This is a genomic window from Enterobacter asburiae (assembly GCF_007035645.1).
Lineage (GTDB): Bacteria > Pseudomonadota > Gammaproteobacteria > Enterobacterales > Enterobacteriaceae > Enterobacter > Enterobacter asburiae_B.
In genome coordinates this window covers 329284-342453 of sequence record NZ_AP019632.1, presented here as the reverse complement: position 1 = coordinate 342453, position 13170 = coordinate 329284, and the positions used below count along the sequence as shown (strand labels likewise).

Below are 13170 nucleotides of genomic sequence, written 5' to 3'. Positions count from 1 at the left end.
GGAGAGGGGACTAAAAACAAACCTACCTTACCTTTGGAGACTCTGTGATGAATAACGATATTTGTCAGCAGATAGAGAATAGTGCGCACTACAGGGAGCTCGTCGATAAGCGGCAACGGTTTGCCTTCATCCTTTCCATCATCATGCTGGTTATCTACGTCGGCTTTATTCTGCTGATCGCCTTTGCCCCGCACTGGCTGGGCACCCCGCTGCACGAGGGGACCAGCGTGACGCGCGGTATTCCGATTGGCATTGGCGTGATTGTGATTTCATTCCTGCTGACCGGCGTCTACGTCTGGCGCGCGAACGGTGAATTCGATCGACTTAATAAAGCGGTACTGCAAGAGGTGAAAGCATCATGAAGAGAGTTCTGACGGCGCTCGCCGCCACGCTTCCCTTTGCCGCCCACGCGGCGGATGCCATTACCGGCGAGGTCCAGCGCCAGCCAACCAACTGGCAGGCCATTGTGATGTTCCTGATTTTCGTCCTGCTGACGCTGTACATCACCTACTGGGCGTCGAAACGCGTGCGCTCCCGTAACGATTACTACACCGCTGGCGGCAACATTACCGGCTTCCAGAACGGGCTGGCGATTGCGGGTGACTTTATGTCCGCCGCCTCGTTCCTCGGGATCTCCGCGCTGGTGTATACCTCCGGCTATGACGGCCTGATTTATTCCCTCGGCTTCCTCGTCGGCTGGCCGATCATCCTGTTCCTGATTGCCGAACGCCTGCGTAACCTGGGCCGCTATACCTTCGCTGACGTGGCCTCCTATCGCCTGAAGCAGGGGCCGATTCGCACCCTCTCCGCCTGCGGTTCGCTGGTGGTGGTGGCGCTGTACCTGATTGCGCAGATGGTCGGCGCGGGTAAATTGATCGAACTGCTGTTCGGCCTGAACTACCACGTCGCGGTGGTGCTGGTTGGCGTGCTGATGGTGATGTACGTGCTGTTCGGCGGCATGCTGGCAACCACCTGGGTGCAGATCATCAAAGCCGTCCTGCTGCTGTTCGGCGCCAGCTTTATGGCCTTTATGGTGATGAAGCACGTCGGGTTCAGCTTCAATAACCTGTTCACCGAAGCGATGGCGGTCCACCCGAAAGGGGAAGCGATCATGAGCCCGGGCGGGCTGGTGAAAGACCCGATATCCGCGCTCTCGCTTGGTCTTGGCCTGATGTTCGGTACCGCTGGCCTGCCGCATATCCTGATGCGTTTCTTTACCGTGAGCGACGCGCGTGAAGCGCGCAAGAGCGTCTTCTACGCCACCGGTTTCATGGGTTACTTCTATATCCTCACCTTTATCATCGGCTTTGGCGCGATCATGCTGGTGGGGGCGAACCCGGCGTTTAAAGACGCGGCGGGCGCGCTGATTGGCGGTAACAACATGGCGGCGGTGCATCTGGCGGACGCGGTGGGCGGTAACCTGTTCCTCGGCTTTATCTCCGCTGTGGCCTTCGCCACCATTCTTGCGGTGGTTGCAGGACTGACGCTCGCCGGCGCGTCTGCGGTGTCGCATGACCTCTACGCCAACGTTATCCGCAAAGGTGCGAGCGAGCGCGACGAGCTGAAGGTCTCGAAAATCACCGTGCTGGTGCTGGGCGTGGTCGCGATTCTGTTAGGCATTCTGTTCGAGAAGCAGAACATCGCGTTTATGGTGGGGCTTGCCTTCTCGATTGCGGCAAGCTGTAACTTCCCGATCATCCTGCTCTCCATGTACTGGTCGAAGCTGACCACGCGCGGCGCGATGATTGGCGGCTGGCTGGGGCTGCTTACGGCGGTGATCCTGATGATTCTGGGCCCGACCATCTGGGTGCAGATCCTCGGTCACGCAAGCGCTATCTTCCCGTATGAATACCCGGCGCTGTTCTCGATCGCCGTGGCGTTTATCGGCATCTGGTTCTTCTCGGCCACCGACAATTCGCCGGAGGGTAACCTGGAGCGTGAGAAATTCCGCGCCCAGTTCATCCGCTCACAAACCGGCCTGGGCGTTGAGCAGGGCCGCGCGCACTAAGCCTTTCTCCCCGGTCATTCTGGCCGGGGAGTTTAAAACATCACCCACGCCACCAGCGGCGCAATCAGCACCATCACTACGCCTGAGAGCATCATTACCAGGCTTGCGACAACGCCCTCCTGCTGCCCCAGCTCATACGAACGTGCCGTGCCAGCCCCGTGCGATGCCGCGCCAAACCCCGCGCCTTTCGCCATCCCTTCCCGGATCGACAAGCGCAGGAACAACATATCGCCGACCGCCATACCGAACACACCCGTCACGACAACAAACAGCGCCACCAGGTCCGGCTGCCCGCCGAGCGGTTTAGCGGCCGCCAGCGCAAACGGCGTGGTCACCGAACGCACCGCCAGGCTGCGCTGAATTTCATCGGGCAGCGTAAACAGCCGCGCCAGCCAGACGGAGCTACACACCGCGACCACCGTGGCGGTGATCACGCCCGCGCTGAGCGACATCCAGTGGCGTTTGATAATCGCCAGGTTGTCGTAAACGGGGACGGCAAAAGCGATGGTCGCCGGGCCGAGCAGCCACAGCAGCCAGTGGGATTCGCCAATGTAGTTCTGCCAGGAGATGTGGCCGAAGACCAGCATCAGCACCAGCAGGATCGGCGTGAAGACCAGCGGCATCAGCGGCAGGGCATGAAAGCGGCGATACAGCCGCTTGTTGGCAAAGTAGATCGCCAGCGTCGCAATCAGGCACAAGACGCTGATCTGAAAATTAGTCATGTTTGTGCCTGCTGATTTCAAAGCGATACACTTTATCCACCACCCAGGCGGTTGCCCCCAGCACCATCAGCGTACTCAGCGCGATAACCGCAAAGATTCGCCAGCCGTCCACCATCAGCAGCTGCGCATAGTTCACCACCGCCACCACCGCCGGAACAAAGAACAGCAGCATCTCCGCCAGCAGCCAGCGCGCCCCGGCGCGTACCCAGTTAAGGGGGATCACGCGGCACAGAATAAGCGTCAGCATCAGCAGCATCCCGACAAGATTGGCGGGCAGCGGCAGATGCAGCCAGCCGACAAGATATTCCGCGAAAACAAACAGTCCCGCGTAGAGCAGTACCTGCACCGGGACCTGGAGTCGTTGCACAACGGCAGGCGTAACACGGCTTAACGCCACGGCCATGGGGGTTTTCCTCAAAAATGAGACGAGGCGCCAGTATAGAGAGCGCACGGTATGGACTGAAATGAATTAAAATCATCAAAGGTATAGTTTCGAGGAATAATCATGGACATAAGAACGCTGCGCTATTTTGTCGAAGTGGTTCGTCAGCAAAGTTTTACCCGCGCAGCGGAGAAGTTGTTTGTTACCCAGCCCACCATCAGCAAAATGCTGAAAAACCTCGAAGATGAACTGAACTGTACCCTGCTGATCCGCGACGGGCGCAAGCTGTTGCTGACCGACACCGGACGCGTAGTATTCGAACGCGGTCTGGCGATTCTGGCGGAGTTTCGCCAGCTGGAAGCAGAGCTGGGCGATATCAATCATCTGAAGAAAGGAGTGCTTCGCCTCGGCATTCCGCCCATGGTGGGGATGATGATGGCCGGGCCGATTAGCCTGTTTCGCCAGCGTTATCCCGGCGTTGAGCTGAAGATTTCGGAGTTTGGTGGGTTAACCGTCCAGCAGGCCGTCACCAACGGCGAGCTCGACGTGGCAATGACCGCCCTCCCCGTTGAGGAAGAGAGCGGTCTGGCGACGCTTCCGCTCTTTAGCCACCCGCTGTGCGTGCTGGTTCCCCGCTCCGGCGACTGGCTGAAGTTAGACTCGGTGAGACCTGAACTGCTCGGCGAGCACCCTCTGCTGATCTACAACGAAGACTTCGCCCTCAGCCGCCAGCTGATGACGCTGTTTAACCAGCATAACGTCAAGCCGCGCATAGCGGTGCGCAGCGGACAGTGGGATTTCCTGGCGGCGATGGTACAGGCCGGCGTGGGGATTGCCATTCTGCCGCAGCCAATTTGCGAGCGGCTGGATAAAAACACGCTGCGCTGGATCCCGCTGGAGAGCGACCTGCACTGGCAGCTGGGGATGATCTGGCGCGAAGGGGTGTATTTATCGCAGAGCGCGCAGGCGTGGCTGCAGTGTTGTGAGGGGTTTTGGGTGCCCTCACCCTAACCCTCTCCCACAAGGCTGAGGAATCCCCAGTAATTTTTCACCTGAAGCGATGAAAACTTCTTCTGCAAAATTAATGACTTAAAGCGACACCCTGGTCCGGCTGTAAATCGCCGAAGCGTTTCCGTAAGGCCGGGGCGAGGCGCAGGGATGCGCCGAGAGGGCGTGGCCTGCAGGGATGCAGGCTCATGCCCGACCCGATAGCCTGAAGGAATAAGCTGAGGGCACCGCGAAGCGGCGATTTACCGCCGGGAGCCCGGGTCGCCAGGGTGGTGGCGATTGAGCCACCCTGGCACGTTCACCGGTCATGTCGTTACAGAGTAGCAAGGAACATAAAGTGAACGGAATGACCTCCACAGCCGTATGTTCCCCCTCACCCCAGCCCTCTCCCTCAAGGGAGAGGGGGTCGTCCGTGCAGGCATTATTTTGTGGGAAACCCGCAGCCCACAAGGAGAGGGAACCGATCGAGCACGCAGGCCCGATAAGCGCAGCGCCACCGGGCAAAAGCGCGCTATTGATTCTCTATCAACAGCGCTTCCAGCAGGTCCAGATCGTGCAGCAGCTTTTGCAGCGTTTCGTTGCTGATCTGGCGCGTGGCGCGCAGATGGTACAGCTCGGCGCGCTCTGAGCGCAGCGCCGCCAGGCGGAACCGGCGCTCCAGGTTTTCCTCCTGCAGCGAGCTTTCCACATCGTTACGCCCGTCCGCGCGGCGGCGCAGGTTACCAATCACGCGGGAACTGACCTCCGTCAGCAGCTGATTATCGATGTTCTCTTCCGCATCCGCGGCCAGACGCTCTTCCATCTTCTGAATCGCGACAATTGCTACTTCGGCGGTGGCCGCCCGGGCAATACGCTCCTCTTTATGCTGCTGAGTCGAATCACCGGCATCAATATGCTGGAGTAAAATCGGCAGCATAATCACGCCGACAAACAGGGAGAACAGAATCACGCCCGCCGCCAGGAAGACCAGCTCGTAGCGCGCCGGGAAGACGTCGCCCGTGGGCAGCAGCAGCGGAATGGAGAGCACACCGGCAAGGGTGATCGCCCCGCGTACGCCCGCAAAAGAGGCGATCAGCAGCTCACGCGTTGTCCACGAGCCGAACTCCATCGGCTTTTTCTTCAGGAAACGTACGCTGAAGTTTTTCATCGTCCACAGCCAGCCGAAACGCACCAGCATCAGCGCCATGTAGATCAGCACGATGTCGGTAAACAGCATCCAGACCTCAACGTTCGGATCGGCCTCCGCCGCCACCAGCGAGGATTCCATAATGCCCGGCAGCTGCAGGCCCAACAGCAGGAACACCATGCCGTTAAAGACAAATTCCAGCATGGCCCAGGTGCTGTTTGCACGCAGGCGCATGGCCAGCGGCGCGCGGCGCATTACGCCGGAACGGGTAATGGTCATCCCCGCCGCAACCGCTGCCAGAATGCCCGACACGCCGATATGTTCGGCAATCAGATAAGAGGCAAACGGCAGCAGGAACAGCAGTACGATCTGCGTTGCGGGTTCATCGCCGCCCCAGCGGCTGAGGAAGCGCAATGAGCGGCCGTACAGCCAGCTCACCACGAAGCCTGCGAGAATACCGCCAATCGCCACCTTGAAGAATTCCAGGGTTGCGCCGCCGATGGTAAAGACCATCGTGCCCATCGCAACGGCCACGGCAAACTTCAGGGCGACCAGGCCGGAGGCGTCGTTCATCAGCGCCTCACCCTGTAAAATCCCCATGATTTTCTTCGGAATACGGCCTTCACCCACAATGCCGGACAGCGCCACGGCATCGGTTGGCGACAGCACGGCGGCCAGCGCAAAAGCCGGTATTAATGGAATACCCGGTACCGCCCAGTAGATCAGAAAACCAATCCCGACGACGGTGACCACCACCAGCGCCAGCGCCAGGCCGAAGATCTCGCGCCCGTGCTCAAGGAATTCGCGGGTGGGCGTTTTCCAGCCATCGGCAAACAGCAGCGGCGGGATAAACAGCACGAGGAACAGTTCGGGGTCAAATTCCACGTGCAGGCCAAACGTCGGCCACGCCAGCAGCGCGCCGATGGCAATTTGCATTAATGGCAGGGGGACCTGAAAGGGCAGTACGCGTGTAACCACCCCGGATAGCGAGACCACAAGGGTCATGATGAGTATTGTGAAGAAGATTTCCATGCGTTCCCTGTTTGCTGTGTTGCTTATGTACTCCGGAAGGCGTCGTGCCTTTTATTCTATCTTCTCCAGAGTAACGCAAAAGGCAACAGGATGAGTCCTGAAAATAAAAACGGGCGGCCTGAGCCACCCGTTTTCGCATCAATGGACAACTTAGATTGCCCAGCCGCCCGCGTAGAACGCTACCAGCGCAACGGCGATAATCACGGTGCCGACGTTCAGCTTGCGCCATTCACCGGAGACCAGACGACCAATCACCAGCGACGCGAAGCCGATCATAATGCCGGTCACGATGTTACAGGTCAGGACGATAAAGACCGCGGTAATCAGGCCAGACATCGCGTCCACGAAGTCCGCAAAGTCGATTTTCGCCACGTTGCTCAGCATCAGCAGGCCAACGTACATCAGCGCTGGCGCGGTCGCATACGCCGGAACCAGATAGGAGAGCGGAGAGAGGAACAGGATCAGCATGAACAGCACGCCGACGGTGATCGCCGTCAGGCCGGTTTTACCGCCTGCCGCCGTACCCGCTGCGGATTCGATGTACACCGCCGCAGGCGCCGCGCCCACCAGGCCGGAGAAGACGCTGCTCAGGGAGTCAGTGGTCAGCGCTTTGCCGCCATCAATAATCTGACCGTCTTTATCCAGCAGGTTCGCCTGACCGGCCACCGCACGAATGGTACCGGTCGCGTCAAACACGGCGGTCATGACCAGCGCCAGCACGCTTGGCAGGATCACCGGGTTCAGCGCGCCAACGATATCCAGGCTGCCAATCAGAGAGTTGCCTTTGTCATCGCTCAGCGACGGCATGGCGAAGATACCGGAGAAGTGTACGGTTGGATCGAAAATCAGGCCGACAATAGAAACGCCGATAATAGTCAGCAGAATGCCGCCAGGCACCTTCAGTTTTTCCAGACCGATAATCACCGCCAGACCGATCAGCGACATGATCACCGGGAAGCTGGCGAAGTGGCCCAGCGCTACAGGCAGACCGTCCAGCGGGTTCTTAATGACCAGACCGACACCGTTGGCGGCGATCAGCAACAGGAACAGGCCGATACCGATGCCGGTACCGTGCGCCACGCCCTGCGGCAGGTTGCGCAAAATCCAGCTACGGATGCCGGTCGCTGAAATCACGGTAAACAGCACACCCATCAGGAACACGGCACCCAGCGCAACCGGTACGCTGATGTGCTGACCCAGCACCAGGCTGAACGCGGTAAACGCGGTCAGAGAGATGGCGCAACCAATCGCCAGCGGCAGGTTCGCCCACAGACCCATCACGATGGAGCCCACGCCGGCCACAAGACAGGTCGCCACAAAGACAGCCGCTGGCGGGAAGCCTGCTTTGCCCAGCATGCCCGGCACAACGATGACGGAATAAACCATCGCCAGAAACGTTGTCAAACCGGCAACAATTTCCTGGCGCACGGTGCTGCCGCGGGCCGAAATTTTAAACATGGCGTCAAGTGAACCGCCAGTACGCGCAGATGGCGTAGACATAGAAAACATCCCCTGAGAGTTTTTTAGGAAGTCCGTAAGCGAGGTGGAGACGCCACTGCCAGCTGAACGTCAAATCCTTGTGTTGCGTTTGTGACGAAAGGGCGTCACAAAAAAAGCAAACGTTTAGCTCCGCGCTTACAAACGGGTGGTCAAATTAAGGCAAACGATTATCTAGCGTAATCCCCGCCCTTTTCAACTGAACTTTCTCGTTTTTCACTAAAATTCACTTATGACGCTGAAGAAATAAACAGAGGATGCGCAAACGTTATCGTCTATGCGCAATTTGTTTACATTTCAGTCCTCACCGGGAATAGATAACGGTCCCCCCTGTTCCAGGGTTCTTTGCCAGCCAGGGCTGTTCTCAACTTTTGTTTTCCATGCCTGAATATGCGGCAGATTAGCGATACCGCCGCGCGCCAGCAGCGCAAAGATCGGGAAGCTCATCTGGATATCGGCCATGCTGAGCGAATCCCCGGCAAACCAGCTGTTTTCGGCAAGATGTGACTCAATAAAGCGCGCATGGGTTTCCAGCTGACGGTTGAGATACGCTTTCTGCACCCCCTGCCCCAGCGCTTTGCCCAGGGTTCTGATACCAAACGGCACCGGCGGCTTGCCGAGGCTGTTGAAGACCAGCTTCATTAGCAGCAGCGGCATCAGGGATCCTTCGGCGTAATGCAGCCAGAAGCGGTATTGCACCTTATGCGCCGGATCTAAAGGCTTAAGGCGTGACTCGGCATCGTACGTCTCCTGCAGGTACTCCAGGATGGCGCCCGACTCTGCAAGGATCAGTCCGTTATCTTCGATAACCGGCGATTTGCCCAACGGATGCACCTTTTTAAGAGCCTCCGGTGCCAGCATGTTCTTTTCGCGCTGGTAGTGAACGATCTCATAAGGCAGGCCGAGTTCTTCCAGCGCCCAGATCGCGCGGTGCGAGCGCGACTGGTTAAGGTGGTGTACCGTGAGCATGGTTTTCTCCTGTTATTCATACTTTTTAACTATAGAAAATTGAACAACACCGCGAAAAAAATTCGTCGAAAAAACGGTCGATGAGGCTGGCGAAAAAACGGGTCTTGCATAGAATTAAAGTGTCAGCACAATCCGGAACCTCCCCAACCAGCTCGACACTGAGGGGTGCTGATGTCGGGGGAAACCCTCCCGTGAACCAGCGGGATAGAGTGAAAGACAAAGACCGGGAAAAACTAAAGCGCCCTTATGTGGCGCTTTAGTTCTTTATAATGCTTTTGCCGGGTGGCGCTTCGCTTACCCGGCCTACGTTCCCGGTTTTGTAGGCCGGGTAAGGCGCAGCCGCCACCCGGCAAACCGGCCGCACAATCTCAATCCTCTTCCAGCAACCGCGCCCCCGTCCCCTGCTCGCCCAGCCTGTCGCCGGGGTTACGCAACGGACAATCGCTACGCGACAGGCAGCCGCAGCCGATGCAGCCATCCAGCTCGTCACGCAGCGCGACCAGCGTATGAATACGCCTGTCCAGCTCTTCACGCCACTGGGACGACAGCTCTTTCCACTCTTTCGGGCTAAGCGTATGCCCTTCCGGCAGCACGCCAAACGCCTCGCCGATCGTGGCCAGGGGAATTCCGATTCGTTGCGCAATTTTGATAATCGCCACGTAGCGGAGCACGTCTCGGGTATAGCGGCGCTGGTTGCCGCCGTTGCGGATGCTTTTAATTAACCCTTTGCTTTCATAGAAGTGGAGCGCCGATACCGCAACGCCGCTTCGCTTCGCCACTTCGCCGGGGGTTAACAGCGCTTTAATGCGCGGCAATCTCTTTTCCATAAAACCTCTTTACCTCAAGTTAACTTGAGGAATTATACTCGCCCGCAGAGAAAACGACGAATTAACCGAGATAGTTGTATCTACAGAGGGGCAACCTTATGTCGCATCAGCAGATTATTCAGACGCTTATTGAATGGATTGATGAACATATCGACCAACCGTTGAACATTGATGTGGTCGCTAAAAAGTCGGGCTATTCGAAATGGTATTTACAGAGAATGTTCCGCACGGTCATGCATCAGACGCTGGGCGAGTACATTCGCCAGCGCAGACTGCTGCTGGCGGCGCAGGCGCTACGCTCAACGCAGCGGCCCATTTTTGATATCGCGATGGATCTGGGCTATGTGTCGCAACAAACCTTTTCCCGCGTGTTTCGCCGCGAGTTTGACCGCACGCCGAGCGACTATCGCCACCAGTTGAATTAATCACCCTCAGTGCAAAGGCTGCTGCTGCCAGGTCATAAATTCCTGGGGCGGCATCGCTTTCGCGAAGTGCCATCCCTGACAAAACTGGACGCCGCGCTTCAACAGCCAGCTTACCTGCTCTGCCGTCTCTACCCCTTCCGCAATGGTTTTCAGCCGCAGGCTTTGCGCCATCTCGATAATATGCTCGGCGATCAGGTGGCTGGTACTGTTGGTCGTTAAGGTATCGATAAACGATTTATCGATTTTCAGAATATCCACGTTCAGCGAGTAGAGGTTGTGCAGGTTCGAGTAGCCGGTACCGAAATCATCGATCGCGACTTCATAACCCGCCTGACGGAAAGCCTGAATCACCGGGGTGGTTTTTGGCACATCGATAAAACCGCGTTCCGTCACTTCTATTTTGATTTGCTGCGCACGGACGGCATAGTGGCGGGCCTTGTCGGAAATCATGGCGATCAGCCGCGAGGAGTGGAAATCCGTGGCCGACAGGTTAATCGAAATATAGAGATGCGGATGCTCGGCCAGGAAATGGCCCAGATCGTTGAACACCTCCTCAACGACATAGTCCGTAATCCGCTCGCTCATTCCCTCATTTTCCGCCAGCGGGATAAACTCAGCCGGGCTCATCACCTGCCCGTTAAAGCCAGGCCAGCGCAACAGCGCCTCCGCGCCCACACACTGATTATTCTTAATATCAATAATCGGCTGATAGTGGACGCAAAGCTGTCGTTTGTTCAGCGCGCGGTGCAGTAAGCGCCCCGGCGAATTAAGCTCACGATGGGTACGCGACCATACCAGCAAAATAATAATGCTGCAGATCATGCCCAGCGGCAGCGTCAACGTCGCCTGGTGATAAAGCGTTTCATAAAAGCGTTTATTTGATGTCGAGACAATGGCCGCAATCGGTCTTTTGGGAGATGTTACGATCGTATAAAAGCGGTTATCTTTTTGAAATACCGATTCCTTATCCCGAATCATCGAATTTAATAAAGAAACATTGGCTTTCTGGCTGACGGAAAAGAAAGCATTGGTTACTGTGTCGTACACACCCCAGGAGAGAGAATGATCCGCGGACATGACTTCGCTGTATGAAAGCGGATTGACGACCACCACATAATTTCCGCGCTGCATATATGTCATTTTATAGCCAGTATAAAATGGGGTATCGCGATAATAATAGATAGCGACGTCAGGTTTGCGCGTGTAATTAGCGACAGGAATGGCGTAGGGGTGATCCGGTGTAAAAACGGTCGAACAAAGAAAATTCTGACCTTCAGCGTAAATTAAATCGGCGACAAACAGGCGGCCACGAACAACGTTCAGCATATATTGACGGTGTTCCGGCGTGCAAAGCTCGCCCTGATATTTTACCGCCTCGTCCCTGGCCAGCTCAACCTGTTGAATAACCAGCTCTGTTTTGTCTAAAGCCAGTTCAGCAAATGTGCGTAGCTGGGCGCTTGTTTCAGACACGGCACGCAGTTGGGCAAACCATAGCGCAAGCATCACCGGCAGCATAACTACCATGATGATCCCTACCACCCTGAGCATTTTGCGCCGCGCGCTACGATTCATTTCCCGCCCTATATCCCTGCATGTTGTACGCCTGTAGTACTTAAGGCCGGATGCTTTGTTAAACAGGTGATTACGTTGCATGAATCATGCGAAGTTAGCAACTGACTTTTAGTATTAAAAATCTTAAATTTCGTTATGCCGATAATATTTTCCCGTAAGTTAAACTGTAAGTATTCGTTCCGTTTCAATTAAGGAAAATAATTATCCAGCTCGTCAGGCAGACGGGAAGATAACACAACAGACAATCGTTGATTAAGCCAAACGTCTGACAGCATGAAAAAAGTACAATTTCATCATGACGTTTTATGCTATTTGCTCTGAGCCATTGTGTTCGTTGATTTATAAATAGTCAGCCTACACCACAATATTTTGAGTATTGGCGGAGAATAACGCCCCTCTTATAAAAACCGAATTTGCGCTATCCCCACTTGCCCGAAGGGCATTTTCGGCACGCTGTGACTCCGCCTCCTCGTGCGCCGAAGGCAGGACCAGCCCGCGCAATCGCCTTTTCTGAGGAATAAAATCCTCTTTTTTGATCGTTCAGATACTGGCGAATAAATCAACAAATGTGATATAGTTCACACATATTTTGTAACGAGAAACACCGTTTCATTCAGTTCGTCTGTTTTATAGAGGATGGGTTTTATGGCAACCATTACTACCAGCATGGTTCTCCTGCGCTGGCCTTTGTTGAGTGCGGTACTGATGTTTTTAGCCAGCACGCTGAACATTCAGTTTCGTAAATCTGACTATGCGGGTCTTGCTGTCATCAGCACCCTGCTGGGGCTGGGTGCGGCCTGCTGGTTTGCAACGGGCCTGCTTGGCATCACCCTGCTGGATATCGCCGCCGTCTGGGAAAATATTAAAGTGGTGATGGTTGAGGCGATGAGCCACACGCCGCCAGACTGGCCGATGGTGATTACCTGATCCCTGACGGAATAAAAAAACCCAGACGCTAGTCTGGGTTTTTTGTTTTCAGCACGCGGAAATCAGAACGGAATGTCGTCGTCGAAATCCATTGGCGGTTCGTTAGACGGCGCCGGAGCAGACTGCTGCTGCGGACGAGACTGTGCGCCGCCGCTGAACTGGTTGCCGCCCTGCGGCTGCTGAGGCTGACCCCAACCGCCCTGCTGCTGGCTCTGACCGCCACCTGCCGGTGCACCACCGCCCTGACGGCCACCCAGCATCTGCATGGTACCGCCCACGTTGACCACGACTTCTGTGGTGTACTTCTCAGCGCCGGCCTGATCGGTCCATTTGCGGGTACGCAGCTGGCCTTCGATATAGACCTGAGAACCTTTACGCAGATACTCACCGGCCACTTCGGCCAGTTTGCCAAACAGCACTACGCGGTGCCATTCGGTCTGCTCTTTCATCTCACCGGTCGCTTTATCACGCCAGGATTCGGAAGTAGCCAGCGTAATGTTGGCAACTGCGCCACCACTCGGCATGTAGCGTACTTCCGGGTCCTGGCCCAGATTACCGACGAGAATCACCTTGTTTACGCCTCTGCTGGCCATGTTCGTGTCTCCTGAATACGTTTCTTAATAGTGTAAACGCGCGAGTGTACCATTTCCATGCTGCACTTTGATAGTTGCGTAG

The 13170-nt window shown here is 56.2% G+C and carries 13 protein-coding genes; 5 read left to right on the top strand and 8 right to left on the bottom strand.

Annotation, left to right across the window (positions count from 1 at the left end):
- Window positions 1–47 precede the first annotated feature (47 nt).
- Both FOY96_RS01575 and actP read left to right on the top strand, forming a co-directional pair.
- Window positions 48–362: a DUF485 domain-containing protein gene (locus tag FOY96_RS01575; RefSeq protein ID WP_023310065.1), complete on the top strand. Its 315-nt coding sequence runs from the start codon at window positions 48–50 to the stop codon at window positions 360–362.
- A complete protein-coding gene (actP, locus tag FOY96_RS01570; RefSeq protein ID WP_033144419.1) occupies window positions 359–2008 on the top strand; it encodes a cation/acetate symporter ActP in 1650 nt (549 codons plus the stop codon). The genes FOY96_RS01575 and actP overlap by 4 nt, the downstream gene beginning before the upstream one ends.
- 32 nt (window positions 2009–2040) lie before the next feature.
- On the opposite strand, the gene FOY96_RS01565 is transcribed toward actP, so the two are convergent.
- Both FOY96_RS01565 and FOY96_RS01560 read right to left on the bottom strand, forming a co-directional pair.
- Complete coding sequence (locus tag FOY96_RS01565) at window positions 2041–2730, bottom strand: LrgB family protein (RefSeq protein ID WP_023310063.1); 690 nt, start codon at window positions 2728–2730, stop codon at window positions 2041–2043.
- The gene (locus FOY96_RS01560) at window positions 2723–3133 is read right to left on the bottom strand and encodes a CidA/LrgA family protein (protein ID WP_021242769.1); all 411 of its coding nucleotides are present in this window, start codon (window positions 3131–3133) and stop codon (window positions 2723–2725) included. The genes FOY96_RS01565 and FOY96_RS01560 overlap by 8 nt, the downstream gene beginning before the upstream one ends.
- Window positions 3134–3235: 102 nt before the next feature.
- Here FOY96_RS01560 and FOY96_RS01555 point away from each other — a divergent pair, with 102 nt between their 5' ends.
- On the top strand, window positions 3236–4123 hold the full coding sequence (locus FOY96_RS01555) for a LysR family transcriptional regulator (RefSeq protein WP_023310061.1): 888 nt from the start codon (window positions 3236–3238) through the stop codon (window positions 4121–4123).
- 508 nt (window positions 4124–4631) lie between these two features.
- Here FOY96_RS01555 and FOY96_RS01550 read toward each other — a convergent pair.
- The 4 genes from FOY96_RS01550 to soxR all read right to left on the bottom strand — a co-directional run bounded on the left by FOY96_RS01550 (window position 4632) and on the right by soxR (window position 9571).
- Window positions 4632–6278 (bottom strand): Na+/H+ antiporter, encoded by a 1647-nt coding sequence (locus tag FOY96_RS01550; RefSeq protein WP_033144417.1) that lies wholly within the window; start codon window positions 6276–6278, stop codon window positions 4632–4634.
- A gap of 150 nt (window positions 6279–6428) precedes the next feature.
- Entirely contained in the window at window positions 6429–7778 is a 1350-nt protein-coding gene (ghxP, locus tag FOY96_RS01545; RefSeq protein ID WP_023310059.1) for a guanine/hypoxanthine transporter GhxP, read from the bottom strand.
- Between the two features lie 294 nt (window positions 7779–8072).
- On the bottom strand, window positions 8073–8744 hold the full coding sequence (locus FOY96_RS01540) for a glutathione S-transferase family protein (protein WP_047646882.1): 672 nt from the start codon (window positions 8742–8744) through the stop codon (window positions 8073–8075).
- 368 nt (window positions 8745–9112) lie between these two features.
- A complete protein-coding gene (soxR, locus tag FOY96_RS01535; RefSeq protein WP_023331806.1) occupies window positions 9113–9571 on the bottom strand; it encodes a redox-sensitive transcriptional activator SoxR in 459 nt (152 codons plus the stop codon).
- Window positions 9572–9669: 98 nt separating this feature from the next.
- On the opposite strand from soxR, the gene soxS reads away from it, so the two are divergent.
- Entirely contained in the window at window positions 9670–9996 is a 327-nt protein-coding gene (soxS, locus tag FOY96_RS01530) for a superoxide response transcriptional regulator SoxS (RefSeq protein ID WP_013095071.1), read from the top strand.
- 6 nt (window positions 9997–10002) lie between these two features.
- On the opposite strand, the gene FOY96_RS01525 is transcribed toward soxS, so the two are convergent.
- Window positions 10003–11568, bottom strand: coding sequence for an EAL domain-containing protein (locus FOY96_RS01525; protein WP_143346405.1), 1566 nt, complete (start codon window positions 11566–11568; stop codon window positions 10003–10005).
- 645 nt (window positions 11569–12213) lie between these two features.
- On the opposite strand from FOY96_RS01525, the gene FOY96_RS01520 reads away from it, so the two are divergent.
- A complete protein-coding gene (locus tag FOY96_RS01520) occupies window positions 12214–12495 on the top strand; it encodes a YjcB family protein (protein WP_008503385.1) in 282 nt (93 codons plus the stop codon).
- Between the two features lie 62 nt (window positions 12496–12557).
- On the opposite strand, the gene ssb1 is transcribed toward FOY96_RS01520, so the two are convergent.
- On the bottom strand, window positions 12558–13088 hold the full coding sequence (gene ssb1 / locus FOY96_RS01515) for a single-stranded DNA-binding protein SSB1 (protein WP_029740211.1): 531 nt from the start codon (window positions 13086–13088) through the stop codon (window positions 12558–12560).
- Window positions 13089–13170: the final 82 nt, after the last annotated feature.

Bases quoted from the DNA above. Each gene is read 5' to 3' on its own strand.
- FOY96_RS01575 (WP_023310065.1), top strand. From the start codon at position 48: ATGAATAACGATATTTGTCAGCAGATAGAGAATAGTGCGCACTACAGG.
- actP (WP_033144419.1), top strand. From the start codon at position 359: ATGAAGAGAGTTCTGACGGCGCTCGCCGCCACGCTTCCCTTTGCCGCC.
- FOY96_RS01565 (WP_023310063.1), bottom strand. From the start codon at position 2,730: ATGACTAATTTTCAGATCAGCGTCTTGTGCCTGATTGCGACGCTGGCG.
- FOY96_RS01560 (WP_021242769.1), bottom strand. From the start codon at position 3,133: ATGGCCGTGGCGTTAAGCCGTGTTACGCCTGCCGTTGTGCAACGACTC.
- FOY96_RS01555 (WP_023310061.1), top strand. From the start codon at position 3,236: ATGGACATAAGAACGCTGCGCTATTTTGTCGAAGTGGTTCGTCAGCAA.
- FOY96_RS01550 (WP_033144417.1), bottom strand. From the start codon at position 6,278: ATGGAAATCTTCTTCACAATACTCATCATGACCCTTGTGGTCTCGCTA.
- ghxP (WP_023310059.1), bottom strand. From the start codon at position 7,778: ATGTCTACGCCATCTGCGCGTACTGGCGGTTCACTTGACGCCATGTTT.
- FOY96_RS01540 (WP_047646882.1), bottom strand. From the start codon at position 8,744: ATGCTCACGGTACACCACCTTAACCAGTCGCGCTCGCACCGCGCGATC.
- soxR (WP_023331806.1), bottom strand. From the start codon at position 9,571: ATGGAAAAGAGATTGCCGCGCATTAAAGCGCTGTTAACCCCCGGCGAA.
- soxS (WP_013095071.1), top strand. From the start codon at position 9,670: ATGTCGCATCAGCAGATTATTCAGACGCTTATTGAATGGATTGATGAA.
- FOY96_RS01525 (WP_143346405.1), bottom strand. From the start codon at position 11,568: ATGAATCGTAGCGCGCGGCGCAAAATGCTCAGGGTGGTAGGGATCATC.
- FOY96_RS01520 (WP_008503385.1), top strand. From the start codon at position 12,214: ATGGCAACCATTACTACCAGCATGGTTCTCCTGCGCTGGCCTTTGTTG.
- ssb1 (WP_029740211.1), bottom strand. From the start codon at position 13,088: ATGGCCAGCAGAGGCGTAAACAAGGTGATTCTCGTCGGTAATCTGGGC.